Annotated in this window: 14 protein-coding genes; 13 read left to right on the top strand and 1 reads right to left on the bottom strand. The window is 41.0% G+C overall.

Going from position 1 to position 15,431, the window contains the following annotated elements; all coding sequences use genetic code 11:
- The first annotated feature begins 128 nt into the window (after nt 1–128).
- From DW650_RS17160 to DW650_RS17135, 6 genes are all read left to right on the top strand, one after another.
- Nucleotides 129–776 (top strand): DUF3990 domain-containing protein, encoded by a 648-nt coding sequence (locus tag DW650_RS17160; protein WP_118210629.1) that lies wholly within the window; start codon nt 129–131, stop codon nt 774–776.
- Between the two features lie 10 nt (nt 777–786).
- The gene (locus tag DW650_RS17155; RefSeq protein WP_118210628.1) at nt 787–1,203 is read left to right on the top strand and encodes a hypothetical protein; all 417 of its coding nucleotides are present in this window, start codon (nt 787–789) and stop codon (nt 1,201–1,203) included.
- Nucleotide 1,204: 1 nt separating this feature from the next.
- Nucleotides 1,205–1,678 carry an NADAR family protein gene (locus DW650_RS17150; protein ID WP_118210627.1) on the top strand — a complete coding sequence of 158 codons (474 nt, stop codon included), beginning with the start codon at nt 1,205–1,207 and terminating at the stop codon, nt 1,676–1,678.
- 26 nt (nt 1,679–1,704) lie between these two features.
- Complete coding sequence (locus DW650_RS17145) at nt 1,705–2,277, top strand: restriction endonuclease subunit S (RefSeq protein WP_199654306.1); 573 nt, start codon at nt 1,705–1,707, stop codon at nt 2,275–2,277.
- Between the two features lie 99 nt (nt 2,278–2,376).
- Nucleotides 2,377–2,610 (top strand): hypothetical protein, encoded by a 234-nt coding sequence (locus DW650_RS17140; RefSeq protein ID WP_147403020.1) that lies wholly within the window; start codon nt 2,377–2,379, stop codon nt 2,608–2,610.
- Between the two features lie 16 nt (nt 2,611–2,626).
- Nucleotides 2,627–5,581: a type I restriction endonuclease subunit R, EcoR124 family gene (locus tag DW650_RS17135; protein ID WP_118210624.1), complete on the top strand. Its 2,955-nt coding sequence runs from the start codon at nt 2,627–2,629 to the stop codon at nt 5,579–5,581.
- Nucleotides 5,582–5,706: 125 nt separating this feature from the next.
- On the opposite strand, the gene DW650_RS17130 is transcribed toward DW650_RS17135, so the two are convergent.
- A complete protein-coding gene (locus DW650_RS17130; RefSeq protein ID WP_118210623.1) occupies nt 5,707–6,639 on the bottom strand; it encodes a site-specific integrase in 933 nt (310 codons plus the stop codon).
- Between the two features lie 247 nt (nt 6,640–6,886).
- On the opposite strand from DW650_RS17130, the gene hypB reads away from it, so the two are divergent.
- The 7 genes from hypB (at nt 6,887) to hydF (ending at nt 15,425) form a co-directional block, all read left to right on the top strand.
- Nucleotides 6,887–7,567: a hydrogenase nickel incorporation protein HypB gene (hypB, locus tag DW650_RS17125; RefSeq protein WP_118210622.1), complete on the top strand. Its 681-nt coding sequence runs from the start codon at nt 6,887–6,889 to the stop codon at nt 7,565–7,567.
- On the top strand, nt 7,564–10,293 hold the full coding sequence (locus DW650_RS17120) for an FAD-dependent oxidoreductase (protein ID WP_118210621.1): 2,730 nt from the start codon (nt 7,564–7,566) through the stop codon (nt 10,291–10,293). The genes hypB and DW650_RS17120 overlap by 4 nt, the downstream gene beginning before the upstream one ends.
- Nucleotides 10,294–10,298: 5 nt before the next feature.
- The gene (locus DW650_RS17115; RefSeq protein WP_117922286.1) at nt 10,299–10,661 is read left to right on the top strand and encodes a hydrogenase maturation nickel metallochaperone HypA; all 363 of its coding nucleotides are present in this window, start codon (nt 10,299–10,301) and stop codon (nt 10,659–10,661) included.
- Between the two features lie 421 nt (nt 10,662–11,082).
- Entirely contained in the window at nt 11,083–11,337 is a 255-nt protein-coding gene (locus tag DW650_RS17110; protein WP_117922287.1) for a TM1266 family iron-only hydrogenase system putative regulator, read from the top strand.
- A gap of 81 nt (nt 11,338–11,418) precedes the next feature.
- Complete coding sequence (gene hydE, locus DW650_RS17105) at nt 11,419–12,537, top strand: [FeFe] hydrogenase H-cluster radical SAM maturase HydE (RefSeq protein WP_118210620.1); 1,119 nt, start codon at nt 11,419–11,421, stop codon at nt 12,535–12,537.
- Between the two features lie 179 nt (nt 12,538–12,716).
- Nucleotides 12,717–14,138, top strand: coding sequence for a [FeFe] hydrogenase H-cluster radical SAM maturase HydG (hydG, locus tag DW650_RS17100; protein WP_117922289.1), 1,422 nt, complete (start codon nt 12,717–12,719; stop codon nt 14,136–14,138).
- Nucleotides 14,139–14,216: 78 nt separating this feature from the next.
- Nucleotides 14,217–15,425 (top strand): [FeFe] hydrogenase H-cluster maturation GTPase HydF, encoded by a 1,209-nt coding sequence (gene hydF / locus DW650_RS17095; RefSeq protein ID WP_118210619.1) that lies wholly within the window; start codon nt 14,217–14,219, stop codon nt 15,423–15,425.
- Nucleotides 15,426–15,431 lie beyond the last annotated feature (6 nt).

Below are 15,431 nucleotides of genomic sequence, written 5' to 3'. Positions count from 1 at the left end.
AAAGTGATTGCGGGTTATTTCTGTAACCTCGATAACCTTATCACCCTTCATCAGCGTAAAGCAGATAATTTGAAAAATTTAAAGAAATATATGCTTCAAAATATGTTTGTATAGGGAGAATAACGGATATGGGGAAGATTATCTTATATCATGGGAGTCCTGACAAAGAAATAAAACCGACTTTGGGATTGGGAGAAGAGCGCCATGATTACGGAAAAGGATTTTATTTGACAGAAAGTGTTGATCTTGCGAAAGAGTGGGCGGTTTGCAGACCGGATGAATCAAATGGTTGGGTTCATAAATATGAACTGGATATGGAGGGCTTAAAAGTACTTGATTTTCAGAAACATAGTATTTTATCGTGGCTGGCAGAATTAATGAAACACAGAGATGCAGCTGATTCGAAACGATATAGAATGTTATCCCAGAAATTCATTGCGAAATATGGAATAGAAACAGGCAGTTTTGATGTGATAAAAGGATGGAGAGCGGATGCATCATATTTTTATATTGCAAAAGCATTTGTCAGAGATGAAATTGATGTGGAAATTTTAGAAGAATTGTTGTTGCTCGGAGGACTGGGGATACAGTATTGCATCAAATCAGAATTGGCATATTCAAGATTACATGAGAGAAAAGAAGAACTTGCCGCGGTGGACTACAATGAATTTAATGAAAAGTATAATGAGCGTGACGTGACAGCGAGAAAAAGGATGAAAGAACTGATTGATTCGGATGCGAATAAAGTAACCAACGTGTTTAGTACACTTTTGTGAGGTAAGAAAGATGCAGGCATATTCAGAAACATATTTAGATGATGTGGTAGAAAGTCAGGGAAAATTGTTTGATTTTGTGGCACAGACATTTCCCCAAAATGATACGGCAGATTTTATAAAAACATATATGAAAAGCAAAACCAGAAAGTATATCGATGAGTCAAAGGCGTATGTAAATACCATGGATGCCAAAGAATTGTGGAAATACTTCTTGGATACAGAAAAGTATAAATTAAAGGAAGGTAAGGCTTTAGAAGGATTTATGCCGGACTGGATCGGTGAGTTTTATGCATATTATCAATGGTATTACAATATTCCAAGTGCAGAAGTGATAGAAAAAGTGCCATTAAATTTTTTGATGAAAGCATATCACGGACTGCATGACTTAGAACTCGATCTGGCAGTAAAAAAGGTAGGTGCGGCTTAAAATGGACATGATATGTTTTCATAATCCGGACGAAGAAAATGGATATCTGAGCAACTGGTATATGTCAAAATTTACGATAAATGGAATCACGTTTTCATCCATGGAACAATATATGATGTATCAAAAGGCAGTTTGTTTTAAAGATCATGTGATTGCCCAAAAGATATTAGAAACAGAAAGCGTTGGAACAATCAAAGAATTAGGACGTATGGTGTCGGGATATAGTGAGAATTACTGGAATGGAATACGGCAGATTGTAGTTTATGAGGGACTTATAGAAAAATTTTCTCAAAATGATAAATTGAGGGAGACATTGCTGGTTACAAATGACAAAATTCTTGCGGAATGTGCAGTAAAAGATAGGATTTGGGGAATTGGATTGTCTATGAATGATCCGGATCGTCTGGATATGGGAAAATGGAGAGGACAAAATTTATTGGGATATACGTTAATGATGGTTAGAGACAGGCTGTAAATGTTATTACTTGGGAACAGCGTAAGTTGGGGAAAGTGTGTGAAAGAATCACTAGGAAAAATATAAATAACGAATCAGATTTGCCCCTGACAATAGCATCTCAATATGGATTAATTGATCAAAGAGATTTTTTTAATAAGATTGTTGCGGCAAAGGACATGTCAAATTATTATCTTTTGAAAAAAGGAGAATTTGCATATAACAAAAGTTATTCTAAGGGATTTGATTATGGTTCTATAAAGCGACTAAATGCCTATGAACAGGGTTGTTTATCGACATTGTATATATGTTTTGGGATAACATCAGATGATGTGGATTCAGATTATTTGGAATGTTTTTTTGATACTCTTAAATGGTATTCTGACATTACAATGATATGTGCAGAAGGTGCTAGAAATCATGGATTATTAAATGTTGATACAAAAGCATTTTTTGATGAGGTTACAATATCCATGCCTTCCTCAAAAGAAGAACAATGTATGATTTCTGCATATTTGAAAAACCTCGACCACCTTATCACTCTTCATCAGCGTAAGTATAAGTTACTAAGAAAAATAAAAAAGTATATGCTACAGCGCATGTTTCTACGACACAAGTGAAAATATATGATAAAATTACATAAATGGTAGATGCCTTAAACGTTATAAGGAGTATTCAGGCACTTTCCTGCCTGAAATATGAAAGGAGTGACAAAATACATGAAAAATTTAGTAACGGATGATTTGTTTTATGTATGCATAGTAATAGAATTTGTTGCAAGAAGTACACATAATCATGTCCGAGATATTGTAAATAGACTATCTGATGATGATGTTGCGCATCAGATAAAAGCGGCACCTGTGAATCACTGTCTTTCTATGGAACAAGTCTGTGATGAATGGATCGAGGATTACCTGCGTTGTTCCTATGAAGAAGGATACGTTTTGAACTAATGAGAAAGGAAAAATTATGGCAGAATTAGAAGCAGTCATCGAAAAAAGACTGATCGATAAGTTATGCAGTGGTGAATCACAGTGGACATACCGGCCGGATATCAGAACAGAAGAGCAGCTTTGGAGCAATTTTAAATATATTTTAGAGCAGAACAATAAGGCAAAATTAAATGATACGCCATTATCTGACTCCGAATTTGCAAAGGTGAAGAATGATCTTTCACATGCCTCCTTCTATGATGCCGGAAAGTGGCTGGTTGGTGAGAACGGCAAAGTATATGTGCATGTGCAGCGTGGAAATGAGACACTGCATTTACTTGTGATGAACAATGAGCATATCGCAGGGGGAACCAGTGTATATGAAGTGATCAATCAGTATCAGGCGTTTGCAACGGGTGAGGAAAATGATAATCGTGACCGGAGATTTGATGTGACGCTTCTGATTAACGGTATACCAATGATCCATATTGAATTGAAAAATAAAGAACATTCTTATATGGATGCATACCGGCAGATCAAAAAGTATATAGCAGAGGGGAAATTTCATGGGATTTTCTCGAATGTGCAGATGTTTGTGGTAAGTAATGCGGTTGATACAAAGTATTTTTCAGCGGCAAGAGACACGGAATTAAACAAAAAATTTATAACCGGGTGGATTGATAAAGAAAATTTATCAGTATGTGATTATATTGATTTTGCCGAAGCGGTGCTGAAAATACCGGAAGCACATGAGATGGTAACAAAATATACGGTATTGGATAATGATAAGAAGAAGTTATTGATCCTGCGTCCGTACCAGATACATGCGATTGAAGCTATGAGAGCTGCTTCAAAGAGGGGCGAATCGGGATTTATCTGGCATACCACAGGTTCGGGAAAGACAATGACATCTTATAAGGCAACGCGAAATTTGCTGATGGATATCCCATCCATAGAAAAGACAATTTTTTTGATCGACAGGAAAGATCTTGATTTACAGACAAAGATGGCATTTCAGTCTTATGCGGACAATGATACGATAGACGTAGATGATACAGATTATGTGGATACTTTGATCAAAAAGCTGGCAGATGGAAATCGCCAGATGATTGTAACAACAAGGCAGAAGATGCAGACGATGGTCAATAAACGTCTGCAGGAAGGTACAAAAGAATACCAGAAAATAAAAAGTCTGAGAGTCGCTTTTGTAGTGGATGAATGTCATAGGGCAGTTACTCCGGAGACAAAGAGATTGCTGGAACGTTTTTTTAATAATTCCTTGTGGTATGGTTTTACAGGGACGCCAATTTTTGAAGAGAATAAGTATGAACAAAAAGGAGATTTGCCACAGACGACAGAGCAGTTGTATGGAAAATGTCTGCACAGTTATACCATAAAAGAAGCGATTCATGATGAGGCAGTTCTGGGATTTATGATCGAAAATCTTGGACCGAAAAATGCCAATGTTGATTTATCCGCATTTGAGACGGAAGATCATATGCGCAGAGTACTGGATGTCATATTGAATCAGTCCTATACAAAGTTTGGTATGCAGAATGTCAAAGGCAAAACATACGAGGGAATTTTGACAGTTAATTCGATTCCAAAAGCGCAGAAATATTATGAGCTGCTGAAAAAAGTAAAAGCGGGACAGGATAAATTAAAGATTCACGAAGATATCAGCCGTGCAATGCCGGATTTCCCGAAATTTGCTATTACGTATTCGTTATCAGAAAATGAAGAGACATCCAGTATTTATCAGGAAAAGATGAAGGAGTCCATGGACGATTATAATGAAATGTTTGGAACTACTTATAAAATTGAGGGAATCAACGCATATAACAGCAATTTGAATGACCGGCTTGCAAGAAAAGAGAAGCGGTATCTGGAAAGAAGCCAGCAGTTGGATCTTGTGATCGTAGTCGACCGGCTGCTGACAGGCTTTGATGCACCGTGTCTGTCAACGTTGTTTATGGATCGTCAGCCGATGAGCCCGCAGGATCTAATACAGGCATTTTCCAGGACAAATCGTTTATTTGATCCAAATAAGCAATATGGTCAGGTTGTAACATTTCAATCTCCCGGAGATTTTAAAAATGCGATCAATTATGCATTAAAATTGTATTCCAGAGGCGGCGATGGAAGCCCGATTGCAGAAGACTGGGATGATGTATTAAGTTCATTTGCAATTTCAGTAAAAACAATACATACGCTTGCAAGTACACCAATGGATGTTGCAGGATTGTCAAAAAAACAGAAAAAAGCCTTTGTACATATGTTTCGTGCGTTAGATCATGATTTTGCACATTTAAAGGCATTTTCGAATTACAGTGATGAAATTCTTGCAGATTATGAGTTTTCGGAAGCAGAATATGAAGATTATGCAGCAATGTATCATAATGTGATGGAAGAATTAAAGAAGGCAGAAGAAGATAAGCAGGATGAGGATAATCCGGTTATGGATGATTATGATCTGATTGCTTACAGTAAACTGCGAGTGGACTTTGAGTATATTATTGAGTTGCTGCAGGGAGTTGTCGAATCTTTAGATCAATCGGAGGATAATTTTAAAGAAGCAGATTTTGAACATGATATGAGTATGATCCGTGGTCTGATTCAGGATTTTTCGAAAGATAATCCAAAACTCAGTGCCCTGTTAGAGTCAGTGGTCGATCAGATTGAGAAAGATAAAACAAAGTATATAGGACAGGATATTTCCGTGATTATTAATGAAATGAGATACGCAGCCATTGACAAAGAGATAGAAGATTTTGCCCGTCAGTGGTATGTAGATTTTGAAACGGTACGATATGAGGTATATAATTTCAAGGATGGAGAGCTTGCAAATGAAAATAATTTAAAGGAAAAGGCAGATTATACATCGTATAAAAATAATGAAAATGAACCAATGCCAAAATTTAAATTCAGAAAAGAAATGATAGAAGATTTTAAAAATAATCTGATGGAAAGCGTTCTTCCATTACTTGCCTGATCGGATAAAGTATGCAAAATAGCTGCCGCTGAGCTGAAAAATGCGGCAGCTATTTTTAGAATCGGCGTATTATAAATTTGTGACAATGTGTTTGTCTGTAGAGCATGCAGACAAGGGTTTTGATTTTAGTTTAAATTTGACAATGAGCGCATGATGATATCTACATCTTTGCTTTCAAGTTCCTGTATGATATGCAGATATGTTTTTTGGGTTGTTGTCATGCTTGAATGTCCTAACCGGCGTGCAACACTTGCAATAGAAACTCCGGCAAACAAAAGTAAAGAGGCATGTGTATGGCGAAGACCATGTACTGCAATGACAGGTATGCCGGCATTTCTACAGTGGCGCGCTAATATGCCATTTAGAGTGGAGTTATATACTTTGGTTCCATTTACGAAGATGGGTTCATCCTCTGGAAGATTTTTTAATAAATTTGAGAATTGCATAACCGTTTGCCAGTCAATCTGGATTTTTCTCACAGAGGAAGTGTTTTTCGTGGGAAGGAAACCGCCGTCACCTTTATAGTCCCAGGTCTTAGAAATGGAGAGTGACTGGTGGGCAAAATCAAAATCTTTTGGTGTTAAAGCAAGTGCCTCGGAAAATCGCATACCTGTTTTGGCAACCAAAAGAATGAACCAGTCCCAGGAAATATTCTGTTCCAATGTTAAATCTTCGATTAATTTATGCAATTCAAACTGATTGAGATATTTAATCTTTTTATCACCGGGTTGTTTTCCCTTAATAATGGCTTTTCGGGTGGGATCTCTGGAAATAAGTCCTTCATCAACGGCATCAAGTACAGCACATTTTATATGATGATGAAAATCGAGAGTTGTCTGATGCTCGTGTGTGGAAGCGTAATCATTGAGCAGTTTCTGGTAAGAAATCCGGTCAAGATCGCTGATGATTAAATCAGGAACAAGTTTCTCAAGCCAGTGATGGGCCATCAGATATTTTTGCATAGTTACAGCTCTTATGGCACCTTCTTTGTATACGGTGATCCATTGTTTGTAATAGTCGCAGAATAAGACGGTGCTGTTCGTTTGTGTTGTATTCATAAATAATCTCCTTTATCCATTTTGTATACGCCGATTGCACACGTGGTGTTATAAGTTTTATGAATAAGCATATTGTATCTGATTTTTAGGAACATATTTATGAAATATTACGTGTTTCTAAACAAAATATAAATAATTGGCACACTGGTATGACCAGAATTTATTGACATCACCACTATTAAATGATAGAATTTATCTATAAATAACAGACGAAACAAAAATGTTACATCAGAAATGGAGATTATCAATGGGAAATGTACGGATTCTGGAAGTAAAACAGAGTATTTTCGAGAGCAATGACAAGCAGGCAGCATTGCTCCGCGAAGAACTGAAAAAAGATGGTGTGTTCTTACTGAACCTTATGTCATCACCTGGATCGGGCAAAACAACGACGTTAACACGCACGATCGAGGCACTGAAAGATGATTTAAAGATCGGTGTCATGGAAGCAGATATTGATTCAGATGTGGATGCAGAGACGATTTTAAAGACCGGAGCAAAAGCGATCCAGCTTCATACAGGCGGCATGTGTCATCTGGATGCAGATATGACGGGACAGGGATTAAAAGGACTTGGGACAGATGATGTGGAACTGGTTATTTTAGAGAATGTCGGCAATCTGGTATGTCCAGCAGAGTTTGACACAGGTGCTGTTAAAAATGCAATGATCTTATCTGTGCCGGAAGGACATGATAAGCCTTTAAAATATCCGCTGATGTTTTCTATCTGCGATGTTGTACTGATCAACAAAATAGATGTGATGCCTTATTTTGATTTTGATCTGGAACAGTGTAAAAAGAATATCTTAATGCGCAATCCGAATGCAAAGATCATCCCGATCTGTGCAAAGACCGGAGAGGGTATTGAAGAATGGGCAGACTGGCTGAAAACAGAAACAGCTGCATGGAAAGAGGAGGAACACGCATGAAAAAGTTTGAGTACACACCACCGGAACAGCCGAGAGAGCTGATCTTAAAATTAGGCCAGAAGATCACTGACCGCATCGGTCATACGGTGACAGCAGAAGATCCGGAATATTATGGTTTAGAGGCACTTGTGACCGATGAGATGGCAGAGGTTGCACTGAAAATGAAAGTGCGTAAGCCGATGACATTAGCGCAGATCGTAAAAGCAACCGGAAAAGAAGAGAAAGCACTCGAAGAATTGCTGCAGGAGATGAGCAATATCGGTCTTTTGGAATACAACTGGGAAAATCCAAAGCATGAGAAACAGTATGTTCTTCCGATGTATGTACCGGGAAGTGCAGAGTTCTTTAATATGAAGTTAGACCAGATCAAAGAGCACCCGGAGGTAGCGTCATTCTTTGAGCGTATGGCATTTTTACCATTGCAGAAAGTAACACCGATGGTACCGCCAGGAGGCGCAGGAATCGGTATGCATGTTATTCCAGTTGAGAAAGCGATCGAGACAGAGAATGAGTCTGTCAGTGTCGAGCATATTTCCCACTGGCTGGATAAATATGACGGAAAATACGCAGCAGGTCCATGTTCCTGCCGTTATTCACGCGGTGTTTTAGGCGAGGGATGTGCGGATGATCCGGAAGACTGGTGTATCGGTGTCGGCGATATGGCTGATTATCTGGTTGAGACAAATAAGGGACATTATATCACACGTGAAAAGGTAATGGAGATCTTACAGCGTGCAGAGGACAACGGTTTTGTCCATCAGATCACAAATATTGACGGCGAGGACAAGATTTTTGCTATCTGTAACTGTAATGTAAATATCTGTAATGCGCTTCGTACTTCACAGTTATTTAACACGCCGAATATGTCGCGTTCTGCTTATGTGGCAAAGGTTGAGACGAAGGATTGTGTTGCATGTGGACGCTGCGTAGAGTACTGCCCGGCAGGTGCCGTAAAACTTGGTCAGAAGCTTTGTACGAAAGACGGAGCTATCACATATCCGAAACACGAACTGCCGGATAATACCAAATGGGGACCGGAAAAATGGGATATGGATTACCGTGATAATAACCGTATCAACTGCTATGATACCGGAACAGCACCGTGTAAGACTGCCTGCCCGGCACATATCGCAGTACAGGGATATTTAAAAATGGCAGCACAGGGACGTTATACGGATGCGCTTGCCCTGATCAAAAAGGAGAATCCATTTCCGGCAGTCTGCGGCCGTGTCTGCAACCATCGTTGTGAGGATGCATGTACAAGAGGTACCGTAGATCAGGCGGTTGCGATCGATGATGTTAAGAAATTTATCGCAGAACTTGATTTAAAGGCAGAAACGCGTTATATTCCACCAGTCGTACAGCCGTCAAACCGTGGAACTTTCCCACAGAAGATCGCGATCATCGGTGGTGGTCCTGCAGGTTTAAGCTGTGCATTTTATCTGGCTGCCAGAGGTTACAAACCGACTGTATTTGAGAAAAATGAACGTCCGGGTGGAATGCTCGTTTACGGTATTCCTTCCTTCAAATTAGAGAAAAATGTTGTGGATGCTGAGATTGAAGTAATGCGTGAACTTGGCGTAGATATTAAATGCGGCGTGGAAGTTGGAAAAGATATTTCATTAGATGAGCTGCGTGCACAGGGATATCAGGCATTTTATATCGCAATCGGATGTCAGGGAAGCCGTAAAGCAGGTATTCCGGGTGAGGATGCGGACGGTGTGATGAGTGCAGTTGATTTCTTACATATCGTATCCGGTGGAAATGAAGATTACCGTGTGGATGGCAGATCCGTTGTCATCGGTGGCGGTAATGTTGCAATTGACGTGGCACGTACAGCAGCACGCTGTGGTTCAAATGAAGTTTCCATGTTCTGCCTGGAGTCCGAAAAAGAGATGCCGGCATCAAAAGATGAGGTGGCGGAAGTTAAAGAAGAGGGCGCAGCCGTTCATTGTGGCTGGGGTCCGAAAGAAATTCTAACAGAAAATGGCAAAGTACGCGGCATCGTGCTGAAAAAATGTATTTCTGTTAAAGATGAGACAGGCCGCTTTAACCCTCAGTTTGATGAGAATGATACGATGACTGTGGAATGTGAGCATGTTTACTTAAGTATCGGACAGAGTATCTTCTGGGGTGACCTTTTAGCAGGTTCAAAAGTGGAACTTGGAAGAGGAAACGGAGCTGTGGCAGATCCGCTTACTTATCAGACTGCAGAACCGGATATTTTTGTTGGTGGAGATGTCTATACCGGACCGAGCTTTGCAATCAATGCAATCGCGGCCGGAAAAGAAGGTGCAGAGTCCATTCACCGTTTTGTCCATGAAAATGCGAGCATGACGATCGGAAGAAACCGCCGTCAGTTTATCGAACTGGATAAGGAAAATCTTGCGCTCGAAGGATATGACAATGCAAAGAGACAGAGTCCTGCAATGGATGATAAGATTGATGCACACAGATCCTTCCGTGATGCACATAAGACACTGACCGAGGAGCAGGTGAAGATCGAGACAGCGCGTTGTCTTGGCTGTGGTGCTTCCGTGGTGGATCCGAACAAGTGTATCGGATGCGGTGTCTGCACAACAAAATGTGAGTTTGATGCGATCCATCTGCACCGTGAACTGCCGGAGTGCAGCCGCATGGTAAAAGCAGAGGATAAGATGAAGGCAATTCTTCCTTATATGTTAAAACGTGAAGTGAAGATCCGTTTTGGGAAAAAGGAGAAATAAAGCGAATGCATGAACTTGGAATCGTATTTCATGTGATCAAAAGCGTAGAGGAGATCGCACAGGAAAATGATCTGACAAAGGTTTCGGCTGTGACACTTTCCATTGGAGAAGTGTCCGGCATTGTGCCGTCCTATCTTACAGACTGCTGGCGCTGGGCAGCAGACCGTACAGAGATCTTATCCGGCAGTGAGTTAAAAATTGATATGATCCATGCGGTAACACATTGTGACGACTGTGGCTGTGAATATGATACCGTAGAGCACGGTAAGATCTGCCCGGAGTGTGGTGGTGAACATACCTGGCTTTTATGTGGAAATGAAACGATGATTAAAGAGATCGAGGTGCCGGAGGAAGAGCCGGTGCCGTAAAAGTGTGACAGATTTTTGCAGGGTATGCTTTGTATTTTATGGCATACAGAACAGAAACATAATTGCATTTCTTAAAAAATCATGATACCCTTTGTATACATAATACTTATATGCAAAATATTTTTCCCGTATAATTTTCATGTATATAGAGGGTATTTTTGTGAAGTAATATTGTAAATCTTTGCAAAGAGCACATTTAAAGTCCTTGTTGCGTAAGATTTTAAATGGAAAAAGAAAAGACACTGACATTGAAAGAATTATCTGAGATGAAAGGTACGGCATAGAGTAAAATATAAGAGGCGCATTGTGACTCTTTTTGGGCTGTACCTGGAATTAGGGGTACAGCTTTTTTGGTTCCAAAAGCTGCATCATAGATTCGTGTATGAAAATAATATAAATTTGGTAATCAGGGAGAAAATGAATGGAAACAAGAGTAGCTTTGATAGGGATCATTGTAGAAAACATGGATTCCACACCAGAATTAAATAATCTTTTGCATGAATATGGTTCGTATATCATCGGACGTATGGGTTTACCATACCGCGAGCGGAATGTACATATCATCAGTGTTGCGATCGATGCGCCGCAGGATATCATTAATGCACTTTCCGGCAAAATTGGCAGACTTAACGGAATCACGGCAAAGACAGTGTATTCTAATGTTGGCATAAGCTAGTGTACGCTATTATTGTTAGTGATACAGTACACCAGTGCAGATGTAATTGAAATTACTAATTAATTAAAAAATGAGGAATTTATGTTACAAAACCAGATAATACAAGATCAAAACAAAAATACACAGAGCACACAGAGCACCTACGGCATGCCAGAGCGTGAACTTAAAAATCTGCCGGAGACAATAGAAAAGACAGCAGATATCACAAAAGAACAGCTTGCATTTCTTCTTTCCACAGAGGACAATGCAATGATACAGGACTTAAAACAACGTGCGCGAAATGTGGGTGACCGCATCTATGGAAAAAATATTTATATCCGCGGACTGATCGAGTTTACCAATTACTGCAAAAATGACTGCCTTTACTGTGGAATCCGCAGAAGTAACTGCCACGCAGACCGTTACAGGCTGACGGAGGAGGAAATCCTTTCTTGCTGTAAGAACGGATATGAACTGGGATTCCGGACTTTTGTATTACAGGGGGGAGAGGATGGATTTTATTCAGATGAAAAAATCTGTCATCTTGTTTCAAAGATCAAGGAGGAATATCCGGACTGTGCGGTGACACTTTCCATCGGTGAAAAATCAAAGGAGAGTTATCAGGCATATTTTGACGCCGGGGCAGACCGGTATCTGCTGCGCCACGAGACGGCAGATGAGGCACATTATAAAAAGCTGCACCCGGCGGAGATGTCCTATCAGAACCGGATGCGATGTCTTAGAGATTTAAAAGAAATTGGATATCAGACCGGCTGTGGATTTATGGTGGGTTCGCCATATCAGACCGTAGATACTTTGTGGGAGGATCTGCAGTTTATCCGCAGATTAAAACCGCAGATGGTCGGTATCGGGCCATTTATCCCGCAGAAGGATACGCCGTTTGGCAATGAGACGGCGGGTACGATGGAGATGACACTGCGGCTGCTGTCGGTCATAAGGCTGATCCATCCGCATGTGCTGCTCCCGGCAACCACGGCACTTGGAACGATCCATCCAAAGGGCAGGGAGCTCGGAATCTTAGCAGGAGCGAATGTTGTCATGCCAAATCTGTCTCCGGTTGCCGTGCGTGAAAAATATAAATTATATGACAATAAGATCTGTACCGGCGATGAGGCGGCAGAATGCCGTTTCTGCATGCAGCGGCGCATGGAAAGCATTGGTTATCAGGTAGTTGTAAACAGGGGAGATTTTTTGGCATAACAGAGAAAACAGATAAAGAACTGGCAGTTCTAAAATAGCATTGCCGGTTTTAGGTGACAGAAAAACTGTCATACCATATAAAAAATACTAACCGGAAAGTAAGCGGGTGGTTACTGCTCAAACAGTATGTGCGAACAGTAACAGCGGGTGCAGACTGACCGGAAAGAAAGGAAGCATGTATGTACAACGCAAAATCATTAAAAGCAGAAGAGTTTATTTCAGACGAGGAGATCAAAGAGACACTTGCCTATGCAGATGCCAACAAAGACAATGTGGCACTGATCGATGAGATCATCGAAAAGGCAAAATTAAGAAAAGGTTTAAATCACAGGGAGGCATCTGTCCTTTTAGCATGTGAGATCCCGGAAAAGATCCAGGAAGTTTATGAACTTGCAGAGCAGATCAAAAAAGACTTTTACGGAAACCGTATCGTATTATTTGCACCGCTTTACCTGTCAAACTACTGTGTAAACGGCTGTGTATACTGTCCGTATCATCTGAAAAACAAACACATTGCAAGAAAGAAACTGACACAGGAAGATATCGTAAAAGAAGTTACTGCACTGCAGGATATGGGACATAAACGTCTTGCGATAGAGGCTGGGGAAGATCCGGTCAACAATCCGATCGAATATATTTTAGAGTGTATCAAAACCATCTACAGTATCAAACATAAAAATGGTGCGATCCGCCGTGTCAATGTCAACATTGCAGCAACGACCGTAGAAAATTACCGCAAATTAAAAGAGGCAGGAATCGGAACTTACATCCTGTTTCAGGAGACTTACCACAAAGACAGCTATGAAAAACTGCATCCGACCGGACCGAAACATGATTATGCATATCATACGGAAGCAATGGACCGCGCAATGGAGGGCGGCATTGATGATGTGGGACTTGGTGTATTATTCGGACTTGACCTGTACCGCTATGAGTTTGCAGGACTTTTAATGCATGCAGAGCATTTAGAGGCAGTACATGGAGTGGGACCTCATACGATCAGTGTTCCAAGAGTAAAACATGCAGATGATATTGATCCGGATGCGTTTGATAACGGTATTTCCGATGATACATTTGCAAAAATCTGTGCACTGATCCGTGTTTCCGTTCCATATACCGGGATGATTATCTCAACCAGAGAGAGCCAGGAAGTGAGAAATAAAGTACTTCCGCTTGGTGTATCTCAGATCAGCGGCGCATCAAAGACAAGTGTAGGAGGATATGCAGAGCCGGAAAAAGAGGACGAAGTGACCAGTGAGCAGTTTGATGTCAGTGACCAGAGAACGTTAGATGAGGTTGTAAACTGGCTGATCAAACTTGGTTATATCCCAAGTTTCTGTACGGCATGTTACCGTGAGGGAAGAACCGGTGACCGTTTTATGGCACTTTGTAAAAACATGCAGATCTTAAACTGCTGTCACCCGAATGCGCTGATGACGTTAAAAGAATACTTAGAGGATTATGCGAGCGAGGAGACTAAAAAACTTGGTATGGAGCTGATCGACAGAGAACTCGAAAAGATTCCGAATCCGAAAGTAAAACAGACTGCATACGAGCATATTCATGATATTGCAGAAGGAAAACGTGATTTCAGATTCTAAGAAAAACGTGATGCATATTCGGAATGAACAAACCAAAGGCAGATAAATTATGCCCGCAGGCTGTTCGAAAGGAGTACTATGGCAGGAACACTAAATGACACACCGGGCAGCAACCGTCTGCATATCGGTGTGTTTGGAAAAACAAACAGTGGAAAATCTTCTTTTATCAATGCGTTCACACATCAGGAAGTTTCCATTGTTGCGGATATTGCCGGAACGACGACAGATCCGGTCTATAAGCCGATGGAGATCAGCCCGCTTGGCCCCTGTGTGATCATTGACACGGCAGGATTTGATGATACAAGCGAGCTTGGTGAACGTCGTGTGGAGAAAACAAAACTGGCGGCAGAAAAGGCAGATATTGCAGTGATCGTGGTATCACAGCCGGATAATGAATGGGATATCACAGAAGAATTAAAGTGGTACCAGTTTTTGAAAGAGAAAAACACACCGGTCTTGTTCCTCGTCGGAAAATCAGATATTGATCCGCACACAGAAGAACTTATTTCATATATCAAAGAAAAAACCGGAAAGAAAGCGCTTGCAATCAGTGCAGAAACCGGGGCAGGAATCGATGCGGTAAGAGAAGAATTAGCCCGCCTTGTACCGGAAAACTTCGGGGAAAGAAAGATCACGGGAGAACTTGTCACAGAGGAAGATCTTGTCCTGCTGGTTATGCCGCAGGATATTCAGGCACCGAAAGGACGCCTGATCCTGCCGCAGGTGCAGACGCTGCGGGAGCTTTTAGATAAAAAATGTCTGGTCATGAGTGTGACAACAGACAAACTGGTGCCGGCACTTGCAGCCTTAAAAGAACTGCCGAAACTGATCATTACGGACTCACAGGTGTTTGGCTATGTGTATGAGCACAAACCCAAAGAGAGCATGCTGACTTCATTTTCCGTTTTATTTGCAGCCTATAAAGGGGATCTTCCTTATTATGTGGAAGGTGCGAAGATGTTAGACTCCCTGACGAATGAATCACACGTTCTGATCGCAGAGTGCTGCAGCCATGCACCGTTGCAGGAAGACATCGGAAGAGTCAAGATCCCGCGCATGTTAAAAAAACGTGCCGGGGAGGGGCTTACGGTAGATATTGTAAGCGGAACGGATTTCCCGGAGAATTTATCAGATTATGATCTGGTCATCCAGTGCGGTGCATGTATGTTTAACCGTAAATATGTGCTGTCCCGGATCGACCGAGCAAAAAAACAGCAGGTTCCGATGACCAATTATGGTGTGACGATCGCCCATCTGACCGGAATTTTAGATAAGATTTCAATGTAACAATAG

Source organism: Roseburia sp. AM23-20, from assembly GCF_003470905.1.
GTDB classification, from domain to species: domain Bacteria; phylum Bacillota; class Clostridia; order Lachnospirales; family Lachnospiraceae; genus Roseburia; species Roseburia rectibacter.
The sequence above is the reverse complement of the archived record's forward strand: the minus strand, read 5'-3'. Positions and strand labels throughout refer to the sequence as shown.

What these genes read in the sequence shown, in the direction of transcription:
- DW650_RS17160 (WP_118210629.1), top strand. Translation starts at nt 129, where the DNA reads ATGGGGAAGATTATCTTATATCATGGGAGTCCTGACAAAGAAATAAAA.
- DW650_RS17155 (WP_118210628.1), top strand. Translation starts at nt 787, where the DNA reads ATGCAGGCATATTCAGAAACATATTTAGATGATGTGGTAGAAAGTCAG.
- DW650_RS17150 (WP_118210627.1), top strand. Translation starts at nt 1,205, where the DNA reads ATGGACATGATATGTTTTCATAATCCGGACGAAGAAAATGGATATCTG.
- DW650_RS17140 (WP_147403020.1), top strand. Translation starts at nt 2,377, where the DNA reads ATGAAAAATTTAGTAACGGATGATTTGTTTTATGTATGCATAGTAATA.
- DW650_RS17135 (WP_118210624.1), top strand. Translation starts at nt 2,627, where the DNA reads ATGGCAGAATTAGAAGCAGTCATCGAAAAAAGACTGATCGATAAGTTA.
- DW650_RS17130 (WP_118210623.1), bottom strand. Translation starts at nt 6,639, where the DNA reads ATGAATACAACACAAACGAACAGCACCGTCTTATTCTGCGACTATTAC.
- hypB (WP_118210622.1), top strand. Translation starts at nt 6,887, where the DNA reads ATGGGAAATGTACGGATTCTGGAAGTAAAACAGAGTATTTTCGAGAGC.
- DW650_RS17120 (WP_118210621.1), top strand. Translation starts at nt 7,564, where the DNA reads ATGAAAAAGTTTGAGTACACACCACCGGAACAGCCGAGAGAGCTGATC.
- DW650_RS17115 (WP_117922286.1), top strand. Translation starts at nt 10,299, where the DNA reads ATGCATGAACTTGGAATCGTATTTCATGTGATCAAAAGCGTAGAGGAG.
- DW650_RS17110 (WP_117922287.1), top strand. Translation starts at nt 11,083, where the DNA reads ATGGAAACAAGAGTAGCTTTGATAGGGATCATTGTAGAAAACATGGAT.
- hydE (WP_118210620.1), top strand. Translation starts at nt 11,419, where the DNA reads ATGTTACAAAACCAGATAATACAAGATCAAAACAAAAATACACAGAGC.
- hydG (WP_117922289.1), top strand. Translation starts at nt 12,717, where the DNA reads ATGTACAACGCAAAATCATTAAAAGCAGAAGAGTTTATTTCAGACGAG.
- hydF (WP_118210619.1), top strand. Translation starts at nt 14,217, where the DNA reads ATGGCAGGAACACTAAATGACACACCGGGCAGCAACCGTCTGCATATC.